Raw genomic sequence first — 16,826 nt, forward strand, 5'->3', positions numbered from 1 at the left:
CCCCCAAGCCCACGCCCCACACCCGCAGCGCCTACCGGGCGTTTCGCAGCATCCCGACGCGCTGGGCCGACAACGACATGTACGGCCACGTCAACAACGTCGTCTACTACAGTTGGTTCGACACCGCGGTGAACGCGCTGCTCATCGAGCGCGGCGCGCTCGATATCCATGGCGGCCAGACCATCGGCTTCGTGGTCGAGACGCAGTGCAACTACTTCGCGCCGGTGGCCTTCCCGCAGACGGTGGAGGCGGGCATCCGCGTGGCGCAGGCGGGCCGCTCAAGCGTGCGCTACGAGATCGCGCTGTTCGCTGAGGGTTCCGACACCGCGGCCGCGCAGGGGCACTTCGTGCATGTGTACGTCGACCGCGGGACGCAGCGGCCGGTGCAGTTGCCCGAGGCGCTGCAGCAAGTGGTCGATTCGCTGCGCGCCTGAGCGCCCATGAAAAACGGCGCCCGCAGGCGCCGTCCGTGAGTGGGGGCGCAGCCCCGCTTACATCGTCTTCTTCATGGCCTTGATGTCGGCCTTGCCCTGAGCTTCATCAGCCTTGGCCTGCTTCACGCAAGCGTCCTTGGCTGCGCCATTCTGGTCGTCGCACTTTTCCTTCGCGACTTCATAGGTGGCCTTCACCTTCTCTTCGGCCACCTTGCGGGCATGGCTGTCGCTCGGCTGGTACTGCTGCTCCAGTTCGGCCTTGGCCACTTCTTCCTTGCCCTTGGCTTCCTTCTGGCAGACGTCCTTGGCGTTGTCCTTCATCGTGTCGCACTGGGCCTTGGCGACCTTGTAGTCGGCCTCGACCTTTTCCTTGGCGACCTTGTACTCGTCCTTGGTCATCGCACCGGCCTGGCCGGCGACGAAGAAGGTGGAGGCGAGGGCGAGCATGACGAGGTGTTGTTTTTTCATGGTGTGTGTCCTTTGCGGTGAATGACAGGGAAAGAGAAGAGAAGGGAAGGGCGCAGGGCGCTTGCTTCTTTCTCAGTTCTTCTCGAACCAGAGTGCGTCCGGCGAGCGGCCGTCGCGAGATTCCCAGTCCTTGACCTGCTTCTCGGCCTCGTCGCGGCTGATGCCGTGGCGTTCCTGGATGCGGCCCAGCAGCTGGTCGCGCTTGCCGGCGATGACGTCGAAGTCGTCGTCGGTCAGCTTGCCCCACTGCTCCTTGATCTTGCCCTTGAGCTGCTTCCAGTTGCCTTCGATGGTGTCCTTGTTCATGCGAATCTCCTTGAGAAAGAGTGATGACCCGGCGGAACATGCCGCCGCCGTGAAACCAATGTCGCGTGAGTGATTCCCCCTGCCGGTAGGACGTGCAGGCCGGCCCTCGTAGGCACAGGCCGACGCAGGCCGTGATAATGGAACGGACGCCGACGACAGAGACCCGAGACACCGCGCACCGCACCATGATCATTCACAGCCTGCTCGACACCGACCTCTACAAGTTCACGATGATGCAGGTGGTCCTGCACCACTTTCCGGGGGCGCGGGTCGAGTACCGCTTCAAGTGCCGCAACCCAGGCGTCAACCTCGCGCAGTTCGCGGGACAGATCCGCGACGAGATCCGCAGCCTGTGCTCGCTGCAGTTTCGCGATGCCGAACTTGCCTACCTGCGCTCGATGCGCTTCATCAAGAGCGACTTCGTCGACTTCCTGGGCCTGTTCCGGCTCAACGAGAAGTACATCAACGTCATTCCCCAGCCCTCGGGCGAGCTCGAGATCCGCATCAAGGGGCCGTGGCTGCACACCATCCTGTTCGAGATCCCGGTGCTGGCCATCGTGAACGAGGTCTACTTTCGCAACACGCAGAAGAACCCCGACTTCGAAGAAGGCCGCCGCCGCCTCGACCTCAAGATCAGCCAGCTGCAGGAAGCCGGCCTGGGCGACCTGAAGATCGCCGACTACGGCACGCGCCGCCGCTTCTCGAAAGACTGGCACGAGGAAGTGCTGCGCACCCTGACCCAGCGGCTCGGCGCCGTGGCCTCGCCGCCGGCCAAGTCGCCTGCGGGCGAGCGGCTGCCGCAGCTGGCGGGCACCAGCAACGTGCTGTACGCCATGAAGCTCGGGCTCATCCCGCTGGGCACCATGGCGCACGAGTACCTGCAGGCCTGCCAGGCGCTGGGCCCGCGCCTGCGCGACAGCCAGATCTTCGGCTTCGAGAGCTGGGCCCGTGAATACCGCGGCGACCTGGGCATTGCGCTGTCCGACGTGTACGGCATGAGCGCCTTTCTGCGCGACTTCGACCTGTACTTCTGCAAGCTCTTCGACGGCGCCCGCCACGACAGCGGCGACCCGTTCCAGTGGGGCGAGCGCATGCTGGCGCACTACCACGCGAACCGGGTCGATCCGCTCACCAAGACGCTGATCTTCAGCGACGGCCTCACGGTGCCGCGCACCATCGAGCTGTACCAGCAGTTCCGCGGGCGCTGCCTGCTGGCCTTCGGCATCGGCACCAACCTCACCAACGACCTGGGCTACGAGCCGCTGCAGATCGTCATCAAGATGATTCAGTGCAACGACCAGCCGGTGGCCAAGCTGTCGGACACGCCGTCCAAGAACATGTGCGAGGACGAGAAATACCTGGCCTACCTGCGCCAGGTGTTCGAGATCGAACAACCCCCCGTTTGAAGGCTGTACTGACCTGTCTGGTACGGTACAGCCCCCATGAAGAAAACGATCCGACTGACGGCAGCCGCGGCGCTGCCGATGCTCTTTCCCGCCCTGGCTTTCGCCGCCGATTTCGACGGCGCCGCGCTCTCGCCGCTGTGGGGCGTGCCGTTCGCCGGCATCCTGCTGTCCATCGCGCTGCTGCCGCTGGCCACGCCTTCGTTCTGGCATCACCACTACGGCAAGATTTCCGCCGCTTGGGCGCTGGCCTTCCTGCTGCCTTTTGCCGCGACCTACGGCGCGGGGCTGGCGGGCGTGCAGCTGGTGCATGCACTGGTCGCCGAGTACATCCCGTTCATCATCCTGCTCACGGCGCTGTTCACCGTGGCGGGGGGCATCCACATCCGCGGCAACCTGCATGGCACGCCGGGGCTCAACACGGCGATCCTGGCCATCGGCGCGGTGCTCGCGAGCTTCATGGGGACCACGGGCGCCTCGATGCTGCTGATCCGGCCGCTGATCCGGGCCAACGACAACCGGCAGCGCAAGGTGCACGTGATCGTGTTCTTCATCTTCATCGTGTCGAACGCGGGCGGCTCGCTCACGCCGCTGGGCGACCCGCCGCTGTTCCTCGGCTTCCTCAAGGGCGTGGGCTTCTTCTGGACCGCGCAGCACATCCTGCCCGAGACGATCTTCATCCTGGCCGTGCTGCTGGCGCTGTTCTATGCCATCGACCGCCACTTCTACCGCAAGGACGGCGTGCTGCCCGTCGACCCGACGCCCGACACGCCGCGCCTGGGCTTCGACGGCGCGGCCAATTTCTGGCTCTTGGGCAGCATCGTCGCGCTGGTGCTGCTGAGCGGCTTCTGGAAATCGCCTGTGGTGTTCGACGTGTTCGGCACCGAGGTCGGCCTGCCGGGCCTGGTGCGCGACGTGGGGCTGGCGCTGATCGCCATCGTCTCGTACAAGCTCACGGCGCCCAAGGTGCACGCCGACAACCAGTTCGAGTGGGGCCCGATGGCCGAGGTGGCCAAGCTCTTCGCCGGCATCTTCCTGACCATCATCCCGGTGATCGCCATGCTCAAGGCCGGCACACAGGGCCCGTTCGGCGCCATCGTGGCGGCCGTGACGCGCGCCGACGGTCAGCCCGACCCGGCCATGTACTTCTGGGCCACCGGCATCCTGAGCTCGTTCCTGGACAACGCGCCGACCTACCTCGTGTTCTTCAACACGGCGGGCGGCGACCCGGTGGCGCTCATGACCACCTATGCCAGCACGCTGGCCGCCATCTCGGCCGGCGCCGTGTTCATGGGCGCCAACACCTACATCGGCAACGCGCCGAACCTGATGGTCAAGGCCATCGCCGAAAGCCGCGGCGTGCGCATGCCCAGCTTCTTCGGCTACATGGCGTGGTCGGGGGCGATCCTGGTCCCGCTGTTCGTCCTGTGCACCTTCATCTTCTTCCGTTGATCCTTCCAGCCCTTCAAAGAAAGAGACACGTTCCATGAGCAGCAGCAAGCCCAAGATCCTGGTCGCGCGCGCGGTGTTCCCCGAGACCCTCGCGCGTCTCGCGCAGCATTTCGAGGTCGAGTCGAACCAGGCCGACGAGACCTGGAGCAAGGACCAGTTGATCGCCAAGCTGCAGGGCAAGCAGGGCGCCTTCACCACCGGCAGCGAGCGCATCGACGCCGCGGTGCTCGACGCCTGCCCCGAGCTGAAGATCTGCGCCAACATGGCCGTGGGCTACAACAACTTCGACGTCGACGCCATGGCCGCGCGCGGCGTGCTGGGCACCAACGCGCCCGACGTGCTGACCGAGACCACGGCCGACTTCGGCTTCGCGCTGCTCATGGCCACCGCGCGCCGCATCACCGAGAGCGAACACTTCCTGCGCGCGGGCAAGTGGGAAAAGTGGAGCTACGACATGTTCGCCGGCTCCGACATCCACGGCTCGACGCTCGGCATCATCGGCATGGGCCGCATCGGGCAGGGCATCGCCAGGCGCGGCGCGCACGGCTTCGGCATGAACGTGATCTATCACAACCGCTCGCGCCTCGACGCCGCGCTCGAGGCCGAGTGCAAGGCCCGCTATGTCGGCAAGGACGAGCTGCTCAAGACCGCCGACCACGTCGTGCTGGTCGTGCCGTACTCGCCGGCCTCGCACCACACCATCGGCGCGGCCGAGATCGCGCTCATGAAGCCGACCGCCACGCTGGTCAACATCGCGCGCGGCGGCATCGTCGACGACGCGGCACTGGCCGTGGCGCTGCGCGAGAAGCGCATCGCCGCCGCCGGCCTCGACGTGTTCGAGGGCGAGCCCAAGGTCCACCCCGACCTGCTCACCGTGCCCAACGTGGTGCTCACGCCGCACATCGCCAGCGCCACCGTGCCCACGCGCCGCGCCATGGCCGACCTGGCGGCCGACAACCTCATCGCCTGGGGCTCCGGCAAGGGGCCCTTGACCCCCGTCACGCCGGTGCCGGCGGCCACGAAGTAACCTGACAGCGAGAGCGACACGCCCCCCACCTTGGAACTGACGGATCTGATTCTTCTCGCACTGGCCGCATTCGCCGTGGTGCAGCTGGTGCTGGTCATCTGGCTGCTGGCCCGCCGGCCACCCCCACCCGACCACAGCGAAATGCTGGGCGTGCTCGCCGCCATGGGCCGCGCCAACGAACGCACTGAGCGCGAGCTGCGCCACGAGATCGGCGAAAGCTCGCGCGGCGCACGCCAGGAAACCGCGCAGGCCTTCGCCACCTTCCAGCAGTCGCTGGTGCAGCAGGGCGCCGAGGCCACGCGCACGCAGAACGCGCAGCTCGACGCCTTCGCGCTGCAGCTCGCGTCGCTGCAGAAGACCTTGGCCGACACGCTGAACACCCAGCTGCAGGGCCTGAGCGAATCGAACGCGCGCCGCCTTTCCGAGGTGCGCACGACCATGGAAACCCAGCTCGCCCAGCTGCAGCAGAGCAACACCGCCAAGCTCGACGAGATGCGCAAGACCGTCGACGAAAAACTGCAGAGCACGCTCGAGGCGCGCCTGGGCGAAAGCTTCAAGCAGGTGGCCGACCGGCTCGAGCAGGTGCACAAGGGCCTGGGCGAGATGCAGACGCTGGCCGTCGGCGTGGGCAGCCTGCAGCGCGTGCTGACCAACGTGAAGACGCGCGGCGTGTTCGGCGAGGTGCAGCTCGAGGCGCTGCTCGAGCAGGTGCTCACGCCCGAGCAGTACGCGCGCCAGGTCGAGACCAAGCCGCGCAGCGGCCAGCGCGTCGACTTCGCGATCCGCTTTCCGGGGCGCGGCGACGACGGCGCGCCGGTGTGGCTGCCGATCGACGCCAAGTTTCCGCGCGACGACTACGAACGCCTCATCGACGCCCACGAGCGCGCCGATGCGGCCGGCGCCGAGGCCGCGGCCAAGGCGCTCGAGACGCGCATCCGCGTCGAGGCCAAGTCGATCGCCGAGAACTACCTCGCGGCGCCGCACACCACCGACTTCGCGATCCTGTTCCTGCCGGTCGAGAGCCTCTATGCCGAGGTGCTGCGCCGCCCCGGACTGATGGACGCGATCCAGCGCCAGCACCGCGTGACGCTGGCCGGCCCGACCACCTTGCTCGCCATGCTCAACAGCCTGCACATGGGCTTTCGCACGCTGGCGCTGGAGCGCCAGGCCTCCGAGGTCTGGAAGGTGCTGGGCGCGGTCAAGACCGAGTTCGAGCGCTACGGCGAGTGGGTCGCGCGCATCAAGGAGCAGGTGGCCAAGGCTTCCGACACCATCGACAAGGCCGACACGCGCGCCAAGCAGATGCGCCTGGCGCTGCGCAAGGTCGAGGCCTTGCCCGAGGCGCAATCGCAGGCGCTGCTGCCGCCCACGGCCGACACTGACAGCGAGGGCGACGACACCCCGTGAAAGGTTCTGAACTGCTGCGTGTCATCGTGGCGCAGGTCTGTTTGCACGCCACGATGGCGGGCATGCGGCTCGCCACACCGCTGCTGGCGCTGCAGCAAGGCTACAGCGCAGCGGCCGTCGGCCTGCTGATCGCGCTGTTCGCGCTGACCCAGGTGTTTCTTGCATTGCCGGCCGGGCGCTTCGCCGACCGGCACGGGCTCAAGCGTCCGCTGTGGCTGTCGGTGATCGCGGCCTCGGGCGGGGCAGGGCTGGCGCTGATTTTTCCGGTGTTCCCCGTCATGTGCATCGCCGCGCTGCTGACCGGCGGCGCCACCGGCGCGACCGTCATCGCGCTGCAGCGGCACGTGGGGCGCTCGGCCACCGACCCGACGCAGCTCAAGCGCGTGTTCAGCTGGCTCGCCATCGCGCCGGCGGCGGCGAACTTCGTCGGGCCTTTCCTGGCCGGGATGCTGATCGACCACGCCGGCCGTGCGCCGGCCGACCTGCTGGCCTTTCGCATCTGCTTCGCCGTGATGGCCTTTTTGCCGCTGCTGTGCTGGCTGCTGGCGCGCGGCGCGCACGAGCCGCCGCGGGTGGCGCCGGTGCCGGGCGCCGCGCCCACGCGGGCCTGGGACCTGCTGCGCGAGCCGATGTTCCGCCGCCTGCTGTTCGTGAACTGGCTGCAGTCGTCGAGCTGGGACGTGCACGCCTTCGTGCTGCCGGTGCTGGGCCACGACCGGGGCATCAGCGCCTCGGTGATCGGCTCCATCCTCGGCGCTTTCGCGATCGCCGCGGCGGTCATCCGCATCGTGTTGCCGCTGATCGCGTCGCGTGCGTCGGAGCGCAGCGTGATCCTGAGCTCGACCGTCGTCACTGCGGCCGTGTTCGCCATCTACCCGCTGCTGAATTCACCGTGGACCATGGGCATCTGCTCCGTGGTGCTGGGCTTCGCACTCGGCGCGGTGCAGCCAATGGTGATGAGCATGCTGCACCAGATCACGCCGCATGCCCGGCACGGCGAGGCGCTGGGGCTGCGGCTGATGACCATCAACGCATCGAGCGTCGCGATGCCGATGCTGTTCGGCTCGCTCGGCGCGCTGATCGGCATTGCCGGCGTGTTCTGGGTGGTGGGCGGCGTGCTCGCGCTGGGCGCGAAAGCGACCTGGGGCTTGAAGCTCTGACGTGCGCGGGGAGGGCGCCTGACGGCGGCCTGAATCCCACGTTGCAAATAACAGTAATTCTCATTTGATTGACAAAATACTGACTCAAAGTCAGTATCGGCGCCTTCTTCGTTCCTGACCCGAAGGCGTCCATGGACTCCCATTCCCCGTCGGCGGCTGCCGACCCACGCCGCCGCCTGGCCCTGGTGGCGGCGGTCTACCTCGGCAGCTTCATCGCCACGCTCGATGTGAGCATCGTCAACGTCGCGCTGCCCACGCTGCAGCGCGCGCTCGCCACCGACCTGGCCGGGCTGCAGTGGGTGATCGACATCTATGCGCTGTGCCTGTCGGCCTTCATGCTGTCGGCCGGCCCGATCGGCGACCGTTACGGCCGCAAGCGCGCCTGGCTGGCCGGCGTGGTGGTCTTCACCGTGGGCTCGGCGATGTGCGCGATGACGTCGGGCCTGCCCATGCTGCTCGCGGGTCGCGCGGTGCAGGGCGTGGCTGGCGCGCTGATGATCCCGGGCGCGCTGTCGCTGCTGGCGCACGCCTTTCCCGAGCCGGCCAGCCGCGCACGGGTGATTGGCGGTTGGTCGTCGTTCACGGCGCTGTCGCTGATCCTCGGGCCGATGCTCGGCGGGCTGCTGGTGGACCACGCGGGCTGGCAGAGCATCTTCCTCATCAACCTGCCGATCGGCGTGCTGACCGTGGCGCTCGGGATGTGGGGCCTGCGCGAGTCCTCGCACCCCGAGCATGCGGCGCTCGACCCGGCGGGCCAGGTGCTCAGCGTGCTCTGGCTGGGCGCGCTGACCTACGGGCTCATTGCTGCGGGCGAACACGGCTGGGGCTCGCGCCACGCGGTGGTCGCGCTCGTCGCGGCGGGTGTCGGGCTGGCGCTGTTCCTGGCGGTGGAGGCGCGCGTGGAACGGCCGCTGCTGCCGCTCGCGCTGTTCCGCGACGCGCGCTTTTCGGTCACCAACTTCGCTTCGTTCGTGCTGGGCTTCTCGACCTACGCCAGCCTGTTCTTCTTCTCGCTGTTCCTGCAGCAGGTGCAGGGCTGGTCGGCCAGCGAGACCGGCTGGCGGCTGGTGCCGCAGTTCGTGGCGACCGGCCTTGTGGCCTCGCAGTTCGGCCGGCTGGCGCGCCGCTTCGAGGTGCACACGCTGATGGTCGCGGGCTACGGGCTGATCGGCGTGGCGATGCTGCTGCTGACGTTCTTCTCGGCCGACACGCCCTACCTGCCGCTGGCGCTGCTCTTCGTGGCGCTGGGGGCGGGCGCGGGCCTGGCCGTGCCGGCCACGAGCACGGCGGTGATGGCCTCGGTGCCCGCGCAGCGCTCGGGCATGGCCTCGGCCACCATGAATGCGCTGCGCCAGGGCGGCATGCTGATCGGCATCGCGCTGCTCGGCACGCTGATGCGCACGCGCGCCACCGCGCTGATGGCCGAGTCGCTCGCGCGTGCCGGCGTGCCCGACGCACCGCAGGCGGCCGTGGCGGCGGTGTCCCGCCACGACCTCGGCGCGCTGGTCGTGCTCGACGCCGGCATGGCGCAGCGGCTGCTGAGCGATGCGCTCGCGGGCGGCTTCCACGCCGCGATGGCCTGTGCCGGCGTGGCCGGCCTGGTGGCGGCGGGGCTGCTGCTGCGTGTCAGGCCGCGGGCCGCCGCGCTTGCAGCCGCCACGCGTGCCTGAGCCGTTCGCCATGCCCGCCGTCCGCATTCCCTTCCTGCGCCGCAGTGCCCGGCGCCTTCCGGTTGTCTACAAGGAGACTTTCATGATCCGTCACGAACTCAGTCAATGGCCGCTGGTCATCAGCGTGTCCGCAGGCCTGCAGACGCTGGAAAGCCTGCAGGCCTTCACCGAGGACTGGAACCGCTGGCTCGACCGCGGCGAGCCCTTTGTCTCGCTGCGCGTGTTCGCGGACGCCGACGCGCTGGTGCATCCCGAGGGCAGCGCCCAGAGTGCCAGGCAGTGGCTGCAGGCGCGTGGCGCCGACATCCGCCGCCATATGATGGGCATGGCGAGCGTGGTGCCCGCCGACCAGTTCGAGAAGATCAGCAAGATGAACGTCGAAAAACTCTTCGGCATTCCCGCGAGCACCTTCGCCCGCACCGACGAGGCCCTGGCCTGGCTGCGCGAGCGCGTGCTGGCCCCGCGCGGCCTGCGGCTCGATGCTGCGGCGGTGCACGCCGCCATCGACACGGCACGCGCCGGTGCCATGGCCGGTTCTTGACCATGACAAGCAGCAGCCCCGACGACGCCCCCGCCACCGCCGCGCGCCGCCGCACCAAGGCGCCGCAGACCCGCGCCGTCGCGCTGATGGACGCCGCCGAGCAGCTGTTCATCGCCAAGGGCATCCCCGCCACCAGCATCGACGACATCGCGGCCGGTGCGCAGGTGGCCAAGGGCACCTTCTACCTGTACTTTCCGTCGAAGGAGGCGCTGCTCGGCGCGCTGCAGCAGCGCTTCGTCGACACCTTCTGCGCCCGCCTGCAGGAGGCGATGGACCGCCACGCGCCGGGCAAGTACCGCGCGCGGCTCAAGGCCTGGGTGGAAGCGGGGCTGGAGACCTACCTGGACAACGTCGCGCTGCACGACGTGGTGTTCCACGAGTACCGGCCCGAGGACCGGCGCATGCGCAACGACAACGTCGTCATCACGCAGCTGGTCACCCTTCTGAAACAGGGCGACGCTGCGGGCGTGTGGGAGGTCGAGGACGCGACGCTGACGGCCGTGATCCTCTTCAATGCGCTGCACGGCGTGGCCGACGATGCCGTGGCCATGGGGCCGCACGCGAACCCCGTGGCCGACCGCCGCCGCCGTGCCCGCGCGCTCACGCGCTTCTTCGAGCAGGCCCTGCGGCCCGACGACAGCGACGACGCCTGACCGGGGCGGTCAGAGTTTGTAGAAACGCTTGATGGCGTCCCACGCGTCTTCGGGCGCGTCGACGTATTCGAAGAGCTTCACGTCGCCAGGCGAGATCACGCCTTCGTCGACCAGGAAGTCGAAGTCGATCAGCTTCTTCCAGTAGTCCGAGCCGAAGAGCACGATCGGCACCGGCTTCGACTTCTTGGTCTGCACCAGCGTGATCACCTCGAACAGCTCGTCGAGCGTGCCGAAGCCGCCCGGGAACGCCACCAGCGCTTTCGCACGCATCATGAAATGCATCTTGCGGATCGCGAAGTAGTGGAACTTGAAGCTCAGCGCCGGCGTGACGTAGGGGTTGGCTTCTTCTTCCATCGGCAGCGCGATCGCCAGGCCGACCGAGAGGCCGCCGGCTTCGTGCGCGCCGCGGTTGGCCGCCTGCATGATGCCCGGGCCGCCGCCGGTGCACACGAAGAGCTTGTCCTGCGGTTCCTTCTTCTCGCTGTACTGCGCGACCAGCTTGCCGAAGGTGCGTGCCTTCTCGTAGTAGTGCGAGTTGCGCGAGAGCCGGCGCCAGCGCTCGGCCAGGGCCGTGTCGCCGGCCGCCTCGGCCTGCGCGACCAGCGCGGCGGCTTCGTCCTCGCTGCGGAAACGCGCGCTGCCGAAGACCACCACCGTGTTCTCGATGCCATGGGCGCGCTGCTCGAGGTCGGGCTTCATCAGCTCGAGCTGCATGCGGATGCCGCGCGTTTCGCGGCGCAGCAGGAACTCGGGGTCGGCGAAGGCCAGGCGCGAGGGATCGGGATCGAGGGGCAGGCCCCGGTCGGAATGGGACTGCAGCGTGGCCCAGGCATCGGCCAGGCGCTTGTCGTGAATGTTGTGCGTGTTGTTCATGAAACGGTCGTCGAACGGAATTGGCTTGGCATTGTGCGCCGATGCAACCCGCGTGCCCGCCAACGAAAAAGGCTCCTTGCGGAGCCTTCGTCGTGGTGGTGGTCAGCCAGGTGCAGACGCGCTCAGACGCGCTTGCGGTATTCGCCGGTGCGGGTGTCGATTTCGATCTTGTCGCCTTGCGACACGAACAGCGGCACGCCGACTTCGAAGCCGGTGGCGATCTTGGCGGGCTTCATGACCTTGCCCGAGGTGTCGCCCTTGACGGCCGGCTCGGTCCAGGTGATTTCGCGCTCGACGCTGGTCGGCAGTTCGACCGAGATGGCCTTGCCGTCGTAGAACACCACTTCGACGGCCATGCCGTCTTCGAGGTAGTTCAGGGCGTCGCCCATGTTCTCGGCTTCGACTTCGTACTGGTTGTACTCGGCGTCCATGCAGACGTACATCGGATCGGCGAAGTAGGAGTAGGTGCACTCCTTCTTGTCCAGCACGATCTGGTCGATCTTGTCGTCGGCCTTGAAGACCACTTCGGTGTTGAAGTTGGCGATCAGGCTCTTCATCTTCATGCGCACGGTGGCGCTGTTGCGGCCGCCGCGGCTGTATTCGGTCTTGAGGACGACCATCGGGTCCTTGCCGTGCATGATGACGTTGCCGGCGCGGATTTCTTGAGCGATTTTCATATCAGGTTCTCTGGATGTTGGCCGCTCGGTGCGCGGGGCCCTCGGCGCTGCATGCCGTCGTATCTGGCCCCGCCGTACATGTCCCGCGGCAGGTTTGGCGAAAGGCCTCCCCGACCGTGGCGGCCAGGGCTGAATTCCGCAAAGCCCGCTATTTTAGCTTTTTCCGGCGACCAGCTGCCGCAACTGGGCCAGCAGATCGTCCTGCGCCAGCAGCCTGCCGCGCGCCGCATGGGCGGTTTCGCGCCAGGCGTCCAGCGGGCCGGGCGGGGGCAGGGGCGCGTCGCCGAAGCCGTTCCAGGCGTGGTGAAAAAGCCGCAGCTCCGGCGGGGCGCCGAGCCAGTCGAGCCAGGCGTTGAGCTTGACGTGGTGCGCGTCGTCGTCCTGTGGGTAGATCTGCCAGACCAGCGGCGCGCCGGCCCAGAGGGCGCGCACCAGCGAGTCTTCGCCGCGCACGAAGTTGAGGTCGCAGGCCCACAGCAGGTGGTCGAAATCCGCCTGGCTGAGGTAGGGGAGGTATGAAATTGATAGCGAACCCCGGCCGCCCGGTGGGCGATCGGGCGCGTCGGTGTTCGCAAGGCAGGCCTGCACCGCATGGGCGGCCCGGCCCGCGGTGACCAGCAGCCGCGTGGGCACGGGGTCGGCGGCCAGCTGGGCGAGCAGTGCGGCCAGCGCGGGCGGCTCATAACAGAAGAGCGACACCAGGCGCTCGCCTTCCTGCCAGGGAATCTGCTGCGCCTGCAGCCAGCGGGCGCGGTCGAAGCGCGCCTGGCGCGCCATCAGGTCGGGCTCGCGCAGCAGGCCGCCGGTCGCGGGCGTGAAGCCCGGGTAGAAGAAACGTTTCGTCAGCCCGGCGCCTGGGCCCTTGAACACGGGTGAGGGCAGCCGGTGCAGTTTCTCGACATAGGGCTCGGCCGACAGGTACTCGAGGTTGATCCAGGCTTGCGCAGGGCTCGGGGCCTGTGCGAAACGCGCGATGAGCTCGGGCTCCGGGTCGCAGCCGAAGGCCTCGACCAACACGTCAGGCACAGGGTCGGCGACGGCACGGCGCACAGCTTCGGCGTCGGACCAGTCGATCACCTGCACGCCGTCGCAGCCGGCCGGCGCCATCCAGTTCAGCGCCGTCGGATCGTCGACCCACAGCCGCGCGCGCTCGCCCGCCGCCGCGAGCTGGCAGGCCAGGCGCCAGCAGACGCCCAGGTCGCCGTGGTTGTCGATGACCTTGCAGAAGATGTCCCATTGCATGCGCGTGCCCATGGCCGCGAGTGTGCCTGTCTTCGCGGTCGCTCAGGCGCGGGCGAAAACGTGGCCCGCTTGCTATGCTGCCCCTCGCCACAACAACCATCGGAGAGAGCCAGACCATGAGGATGCAGACCCGTCGCCGTTCGTCGTTTTCTTCTTCGCCCTTGACCGCCGCCCGACGCGGCGTGCTCGCGCTCTCGCTGGCCCTGGCCGGCATCGCCGGCGCCCAGGCCCAGACCGCGCCGCTCACTGCGCAGCAGCAGCGCTTTCGCGAGATCTACAAGGAACTGATCGAGATCAACACCACCCACTCGGTGGGCGACAACACGGTCGCGGCGCGGGCCATGGAAAAACGGCTGGTCGACGCGGGCTTCGCGCCCGGCGACATCCAGATCTTCGAGCCCTTCCCGAAGAAGGGGAACCTGGTGCTGCGCTTCAAGGGCGACGGCAGCAAGAAGCCGCTGCTGCTGCTGGCCCACATCGACGTGGTCGAGGCCCGCCGCGAAGACTGGAAGACCGACCCCTTCAAGCTGCAGGAAACCGGCGGCTACTTCACGGCGCGCGGCGCCATCGACGACAAGGCCATGGCCGCGGCGCTGGTCTCCGTGCTGGGGCAGCTCAAGCAGGAAGGCTTCAAGCCCAAGCGCGACATCATCCTGGCGCTCACCGCCGACGAGGAGCGCGGCGACGCGCTCAGCAACGGCGCCTTCTGGCTCATCAACAACAAGCCCGAGCTGCTGCAGGCCGAGTTCGGCATCAACGAAGGCGGCGGCGGCGAGCTGCGCGGCGGCAAGCCGAACCTGCACCGCATGCAGGTGGCCGAGAAGATGTACACCACCTACATGCTCGAGGCGCGCGACGTCGGCGGCCACAGCTCGGTGCCCACCAAGACCAACCCGATCTACGCGCTCTCGGCCGGCCTGGAGCGCCTGGGCAACTACGCCTTCCCGATCAAGCTCGCGGACGTCACCAAGACCTACTTCGCGCGCAGCGCCCCGTTTGCCACCGGCCAGCTGGCCGACGACATGCGCGCCATCGGCAGCGGCAACCCCGACGCCGGCGTGCTCGAGCGCATGACGGCCAACCCGGCCTACAACGCGCAGCTGCGCACCACCTGCGTGGCGACGATGGTGCAGGCCGGCCATGCCGAGAACGCGCTGCCGCAATCGGCCAAGGCCACGGTCAACTGTCGCATCCTGCCGCACGATGACCCTGAAGAAGTCGAGCGCCTGCTGACCCAGGCCGTGGGCAACGACAAGATCGTGGTGCGCAACATGGGCAAGCCGCTGCGCAGCCCGGCCTCGCCGCTCAACGGCGACCTCGTGAAGACGGTCGAGACGCTCACGCAGCAGATGTGGCCCGGCGTGCCCGTGGTGCCCGCCATGAGCACCGGCGCCACCGACAGCCGCTTCCTGCGCAACGCCGGCATCCCGATGTACGGCGTGACCGGCATGTTCCTGGAGCCGGCCGATGCGCGTGCGCACGGGCTGGACGAGCGCATCGAGATCCAGCGCCTGTACGACGGGCGCGAGTTCCTGTACCGGCTGGTGTCGGAAGTCGCGAAGTAAACAGGCAGGTGATCAGGCAAGGGGGCTGGCGCGGCGAAGGCGGCGCCAGCCCCCTGGTCGTTCAGGGCGTGAAGGTGTCGCCCAGCACGATGCCTTCGCGGCGCGGGTCTGCGCCGCCGGTCAGTGCGGGCTTGCCGCCGACGTTCGTGCGGATGATGGTGCTCACGCCGCTGGACTGCGGTGTCACCGACACCTTGTGACCCAGCCCGATCAATCCGGCGACCAGCGGGTCGTTGAGGCCCGAGTTGGTCTCGTCGACGTTCGGGTGCTCGCCGCCGACGTTGGTGGTCACGGAGTTGGGCGCCCCGAAGTCGACCAGCGACGTGGCTTGTTGCGCATCCAGCCCCCAGTCGAGCGCGCCGACCAGCGTCTTCACCACGTACTGGATGATGTTGCTGCCGCCGGGCGAGCCGGTGCCCATCACGAACTCGCCCATGCTGCCGTCGGCGTTCTTTTTGAACACCAGCGTTGGCGCCATCGAGCTGCGCGGACGCTTGCCTGGGGCGACGCGGTTGGCAACCTTGTAGGTCTGCGTGGGCCTGCCGTACGGTTCGTCCGAGAAATCGGTCAGCTGATTGTTCAGCAGGAAGCCCTGCGTCATGTGGGCCGACCCCATGCCGCCTTCCACCGTGGTAGTCATCACGACCACGTTGCCCTGCTTGTCGACGATGGTGAAATGCGTGGTGCCGTGCTCTTCGGTCTTGTCGATGCCGAGCGGAACGTCGCCAAGATCGCCGGGCTGGGCGGTGCCCATGCTCTTCGCCAGACTGATGAGGCTGGCACGGCCCTGCAGGTAGGGCTTATTGATCAGGGAATCGATCGAGCCGTACGGCAGCGGGACGAAGTCGGTGTCGGCCACGTACTTTTCGCGGTCGGCGTAGGCCAGGCGCTCGGCCTCGCTCACCAGGTGCACGCCCATCACGCTCGGCTTGCCGCCTTCGAGGTCGATGGCGGTCGGCTTATGCAGGCCGAGATTGAAGGTCTCAAGGATGCCGAGCGTCTGCATCACCGCAATGCCGCCCGAGGACGGCGGCGACATGCCGCACACGTAGTAATCGCGGTAGGTGCCGCAGACCGGGTCGCGGCGCTTGGCCTTGTAGCTGGCCAGGTCGGCCTGCGTGGTCTTGCCGGGCGTGATGGCCGAGCCATCGACAGCGGCGCTGACCCCGATCTTGTCGACGATGCCCTTGGCGATGTCGCCTGCGTAGAAGGCGTTGGCGCCTTGCGTGGCGATGGCGTTCAGCGTCTTGGCGTAGGCCGGGTTCGTGAGCCTGGTGCCCAGCGCCTTCGGCGTGCCGTCGGCGTTGAAGAAGTAGGCCGTGGCGTCGGCGTCGCGCTTCAGGTGTGTCGCGGAGCCCGCGATGGCGGTCGCCATGCGTCCGCCGATCAGGAAGCCGTCGGACGCGAGCGTGATGCCGTAGCCGAACAGGTCTTTCCAGGGCAGTTTGCCGTGGTCTTGATAAGCGATGTCGAGCATGCGTACGGCACCGGGCGTACCGATGGAACGGCCGCTCCAGCGGGCGCTGGGCACGGGCGCGCTGGTGTCGGTGGCATCGTCCACATAGCGCAGGTAGTTCTCGGTCGCCGCTGCGGGTGCGGTCTCGCGCCCGTCGTACGCCTGCACCTTCTTCGTCGCCGCGTCGTAATGGAGCATGAAGGCGCCGCCACCGAGCCCGCTCGATTGCGGCTCGACCAGGCCGAGCACCGCCTGCACCGCCACCGCCGCATCGACCGCGCTGCCGCCGGCTTTCAGCACGTCGCAGCCGGCGCGCGTGGCCAGCGGGTGGTTGGCGACCACCATGTAGTTCTTGGCGTACACCAGCTTGTGGCCGGGCACGTAGCCCGACGCCGGCTCCGGCGCGGCCGGATCGCCCGGGTCGCCCGAGCCGACGACCACCGAGGTGCCGCTGCTCGGGATCTGGCAGCCGTTGTCGGCGGCGGGTGGGGC

16 protein-coding genes are annotated in these 16,826 nt (G+C 68.1%); 10 read left to right on the top strand and 6 right to left on the bottom strand.

The genetic code is table 11. From position 1 onward, the window contains the following. Positions 1–434 (top strand): acyl-CoA thioesterase (locus tag AC07Y4_RS30740; protein WP_495275545.1); only part of this gene is annotated, 434 nt, incomplete at its 5' end. A gap of 57 nt (positions 435–491) precedes the next feature. Here AC07Y4_RS30740 and AC07Y4_RS30745 read toward each other — a convergent pair. Further along, positions 492–902, bottom strand: a complete 411-nt coding sequence (locus AC07Y4_RS30745) for a hypothetical protein (protein WP_159277576.1) — start codon at positions 900–902, stop codon at positions 492–494. A 72-nt stretch (positions 903–974) separates the two neighbouring features. Beyond that, a complete protein-coding gene (locus AC07Y4_RS30750) occupies positions 975–1,208 on the bottom strand; it encodes a CsbD family protein (RefSeq protein WP_095950977.1) in 234 nt (77 codons plus the stop codon). A gap of 185 nt (positions 1,209–1,393) precedes the next feature. Between AC07Y4_RS30750 and pncB the strand changes: the two genes are divergently transcribed. From pncB to AC07Y4_RS30790, 8 genes are all read left to right on the top strand, one after another. Further along, positions 1,394–2,614: a nicotinate phosphoribosyltransferase gene (gene pncB / locus AC07Y4_RS30755; RefSeq protein ID WP_070059637.1), complete on the top strand. Its 1,221-nt coding sequence runs from the start codon at positions 1,394–1,396 to the stop codon at positions 2,612–2,614. Between the two features lie 36 nt (positions 2,615–2,650). Continuing rightward, complete coding sequence (locus tag AC07Y4_RS30760) at positions 2,651–4,063, top strand: sodium:proton antiporter (RefSeq protein ID WP_487849262.1); 1,413 nt, start codon at positions 2,651–2,653, stop codon at positions 4,061–4,063. 34 nt (positions 4,064–4,097) lie between these two features. Further along, entirely contained in the window at positions 4,098–5,090 is a 993-nt protein-coding gene (locus AC07Y4_RS30765; RefSeq protein ID WP_487849261.1) for a 2-hydroxyacid dehydrogenase, read from the top strand. A gap of 36 nt (positions 5,091–5,126) precedes the next feature. Beyond that, positions 5,127–6,497 (top strand): DNA recombination protein RmuC, encoded by a 1,371-nt coding sequence (locus tag AC07Y4_RS30770; protein WP_487849344.1) that lies wholly within the window; start codon positions 5,127–5,129, stop codon positions 6,495–6,497. After that, positions 6,494–7,657 carry an MFS transporter gene (locus AC07Y4_RS30775; protein ID WP_070059634.1) on the top strand — a complete coding sequence of 388 codons (1,164 nt, stop codon included), beginning with the start codon at positions 6,494–6,496 and terminating at the stop codon, positions 7,655–7,657. Before AC07Y4_RS30770 ends, AC07Y4_RS30775 begins: the two co-directional genes overlap by 4 nt. 131 nt (positions 7,658–7,788) lie before the next feature. Then, positions 7,789–9,327, top strand: a complete 1,539-nt coding sequence (locus tag AC07Y4_RS30780) for an MFS transporter (RefSeq protein WP_487849260.1) — start codon at positions 7,789–7,791, stop codon at positions 9,325–9,327. Positions 9,328–9,409: 82 nt separating this feature from the next. Beyond that, positions 9,410–9,868 carry a hypothetical protein gene (locus AC07Y4_RS30785; RefSeq protein WP_447742978.1) on the top strand — a complete coding sequence of 153 codons (459 nt, stop codon included), beginning with the start codon at positions 9,410–9,412 and terminating at the stop codon, positions 9,866–9,868. 2 nt (positions 9,869–9,870) lie between these two features. After that, entirely contained in the window at positions 9,871–10,521 is a 651-nt protein-coding gene (locus AC07Y4_RS30790; RefSeq protein ID WP_354347215.1) for a TetR/AcrR family transcriptional regulator, read from the top strand. A 9-nt stretch (positions 10,522–10,530) separates the two neighbouring features. On the opposite strand, the gene AC07Y4_RS30795 is transcribed toward AC07Y4_RS30790, so the two are convergent. The 3 genes from AC07Y4_RS30795 to earP form a co-directional block, all read right to left on the bottom strand. After that, positions 10,531–11,394: an LOG family protein gene (locus AC07Y4_RS30795; protein ID WP_070059745.1), complete on the bottom strand. Its 864-nt coding sequence runs from the start codon at positions 11,392–11,394 to the stop codon at positions 10,531–10,533. Between the two features lie 122 nt (positions 11,395–11,516). After that, on the bottom strand, positions 11,517–12,071 hold the full coding sequence (gene efp, locus AC07Y4_RS30800; RefSeq protein WP_062479082.1) for an elongation factor P: 555 nt from the start codon (positions 12,069–12,071) through the stop codon (positions 11,517–11,519). A gap of 153 nt (positions 12,072–12,224) precedes the next feature. After that, a complete protein-coding gene (earP, locus tag AC07Y4_RS30805) occupies positions 12,225–13,325 on the bottom strand; it encodes an elongation factor P maturation arginine rhamnosyltransferase EarP (protein WP_487849259.1) in 1,101 nt (366 codons plus the stop codon). A gap of 104 nt (positions 13,326–13,429) precedes the next feature. Between earP and AC07Y4_RS30810 the strand changes: the two genes are divergently transcribed. Then, positions 13,430–14,878 carry a M20/M25/M40 family metallo-hydrolase gene (locus AC07Y4_RS30810; RefSeq protein WP_070059629.1) on the top strand — a complete coding sequence of 483 codons (1,449 nt, stop codon included), beginning with the start codon at positions 13,430–13,432 and terminating at the stop codon, positions 14,876–14,878. A gap of 61 nt (positions 14,879–14,939) precedes the next feature. On the opposite strand, the gene ggt is transcribed toward AC07Y4_RS30810, so the two are convergent. Then, the coding region (gene ggt / locus AC07Y4_RS30815) for a gamma-glutamyltransferase (protein ID WP_495275546.1) at positions 14,940–16,826 on the bottom strand (1,887 nt) is incomplete at its 5' end.

The sequence above is a fragment of the Variovorax sp. GW460-12-1-14-LB1 genome, assembly GCF_059423605.1.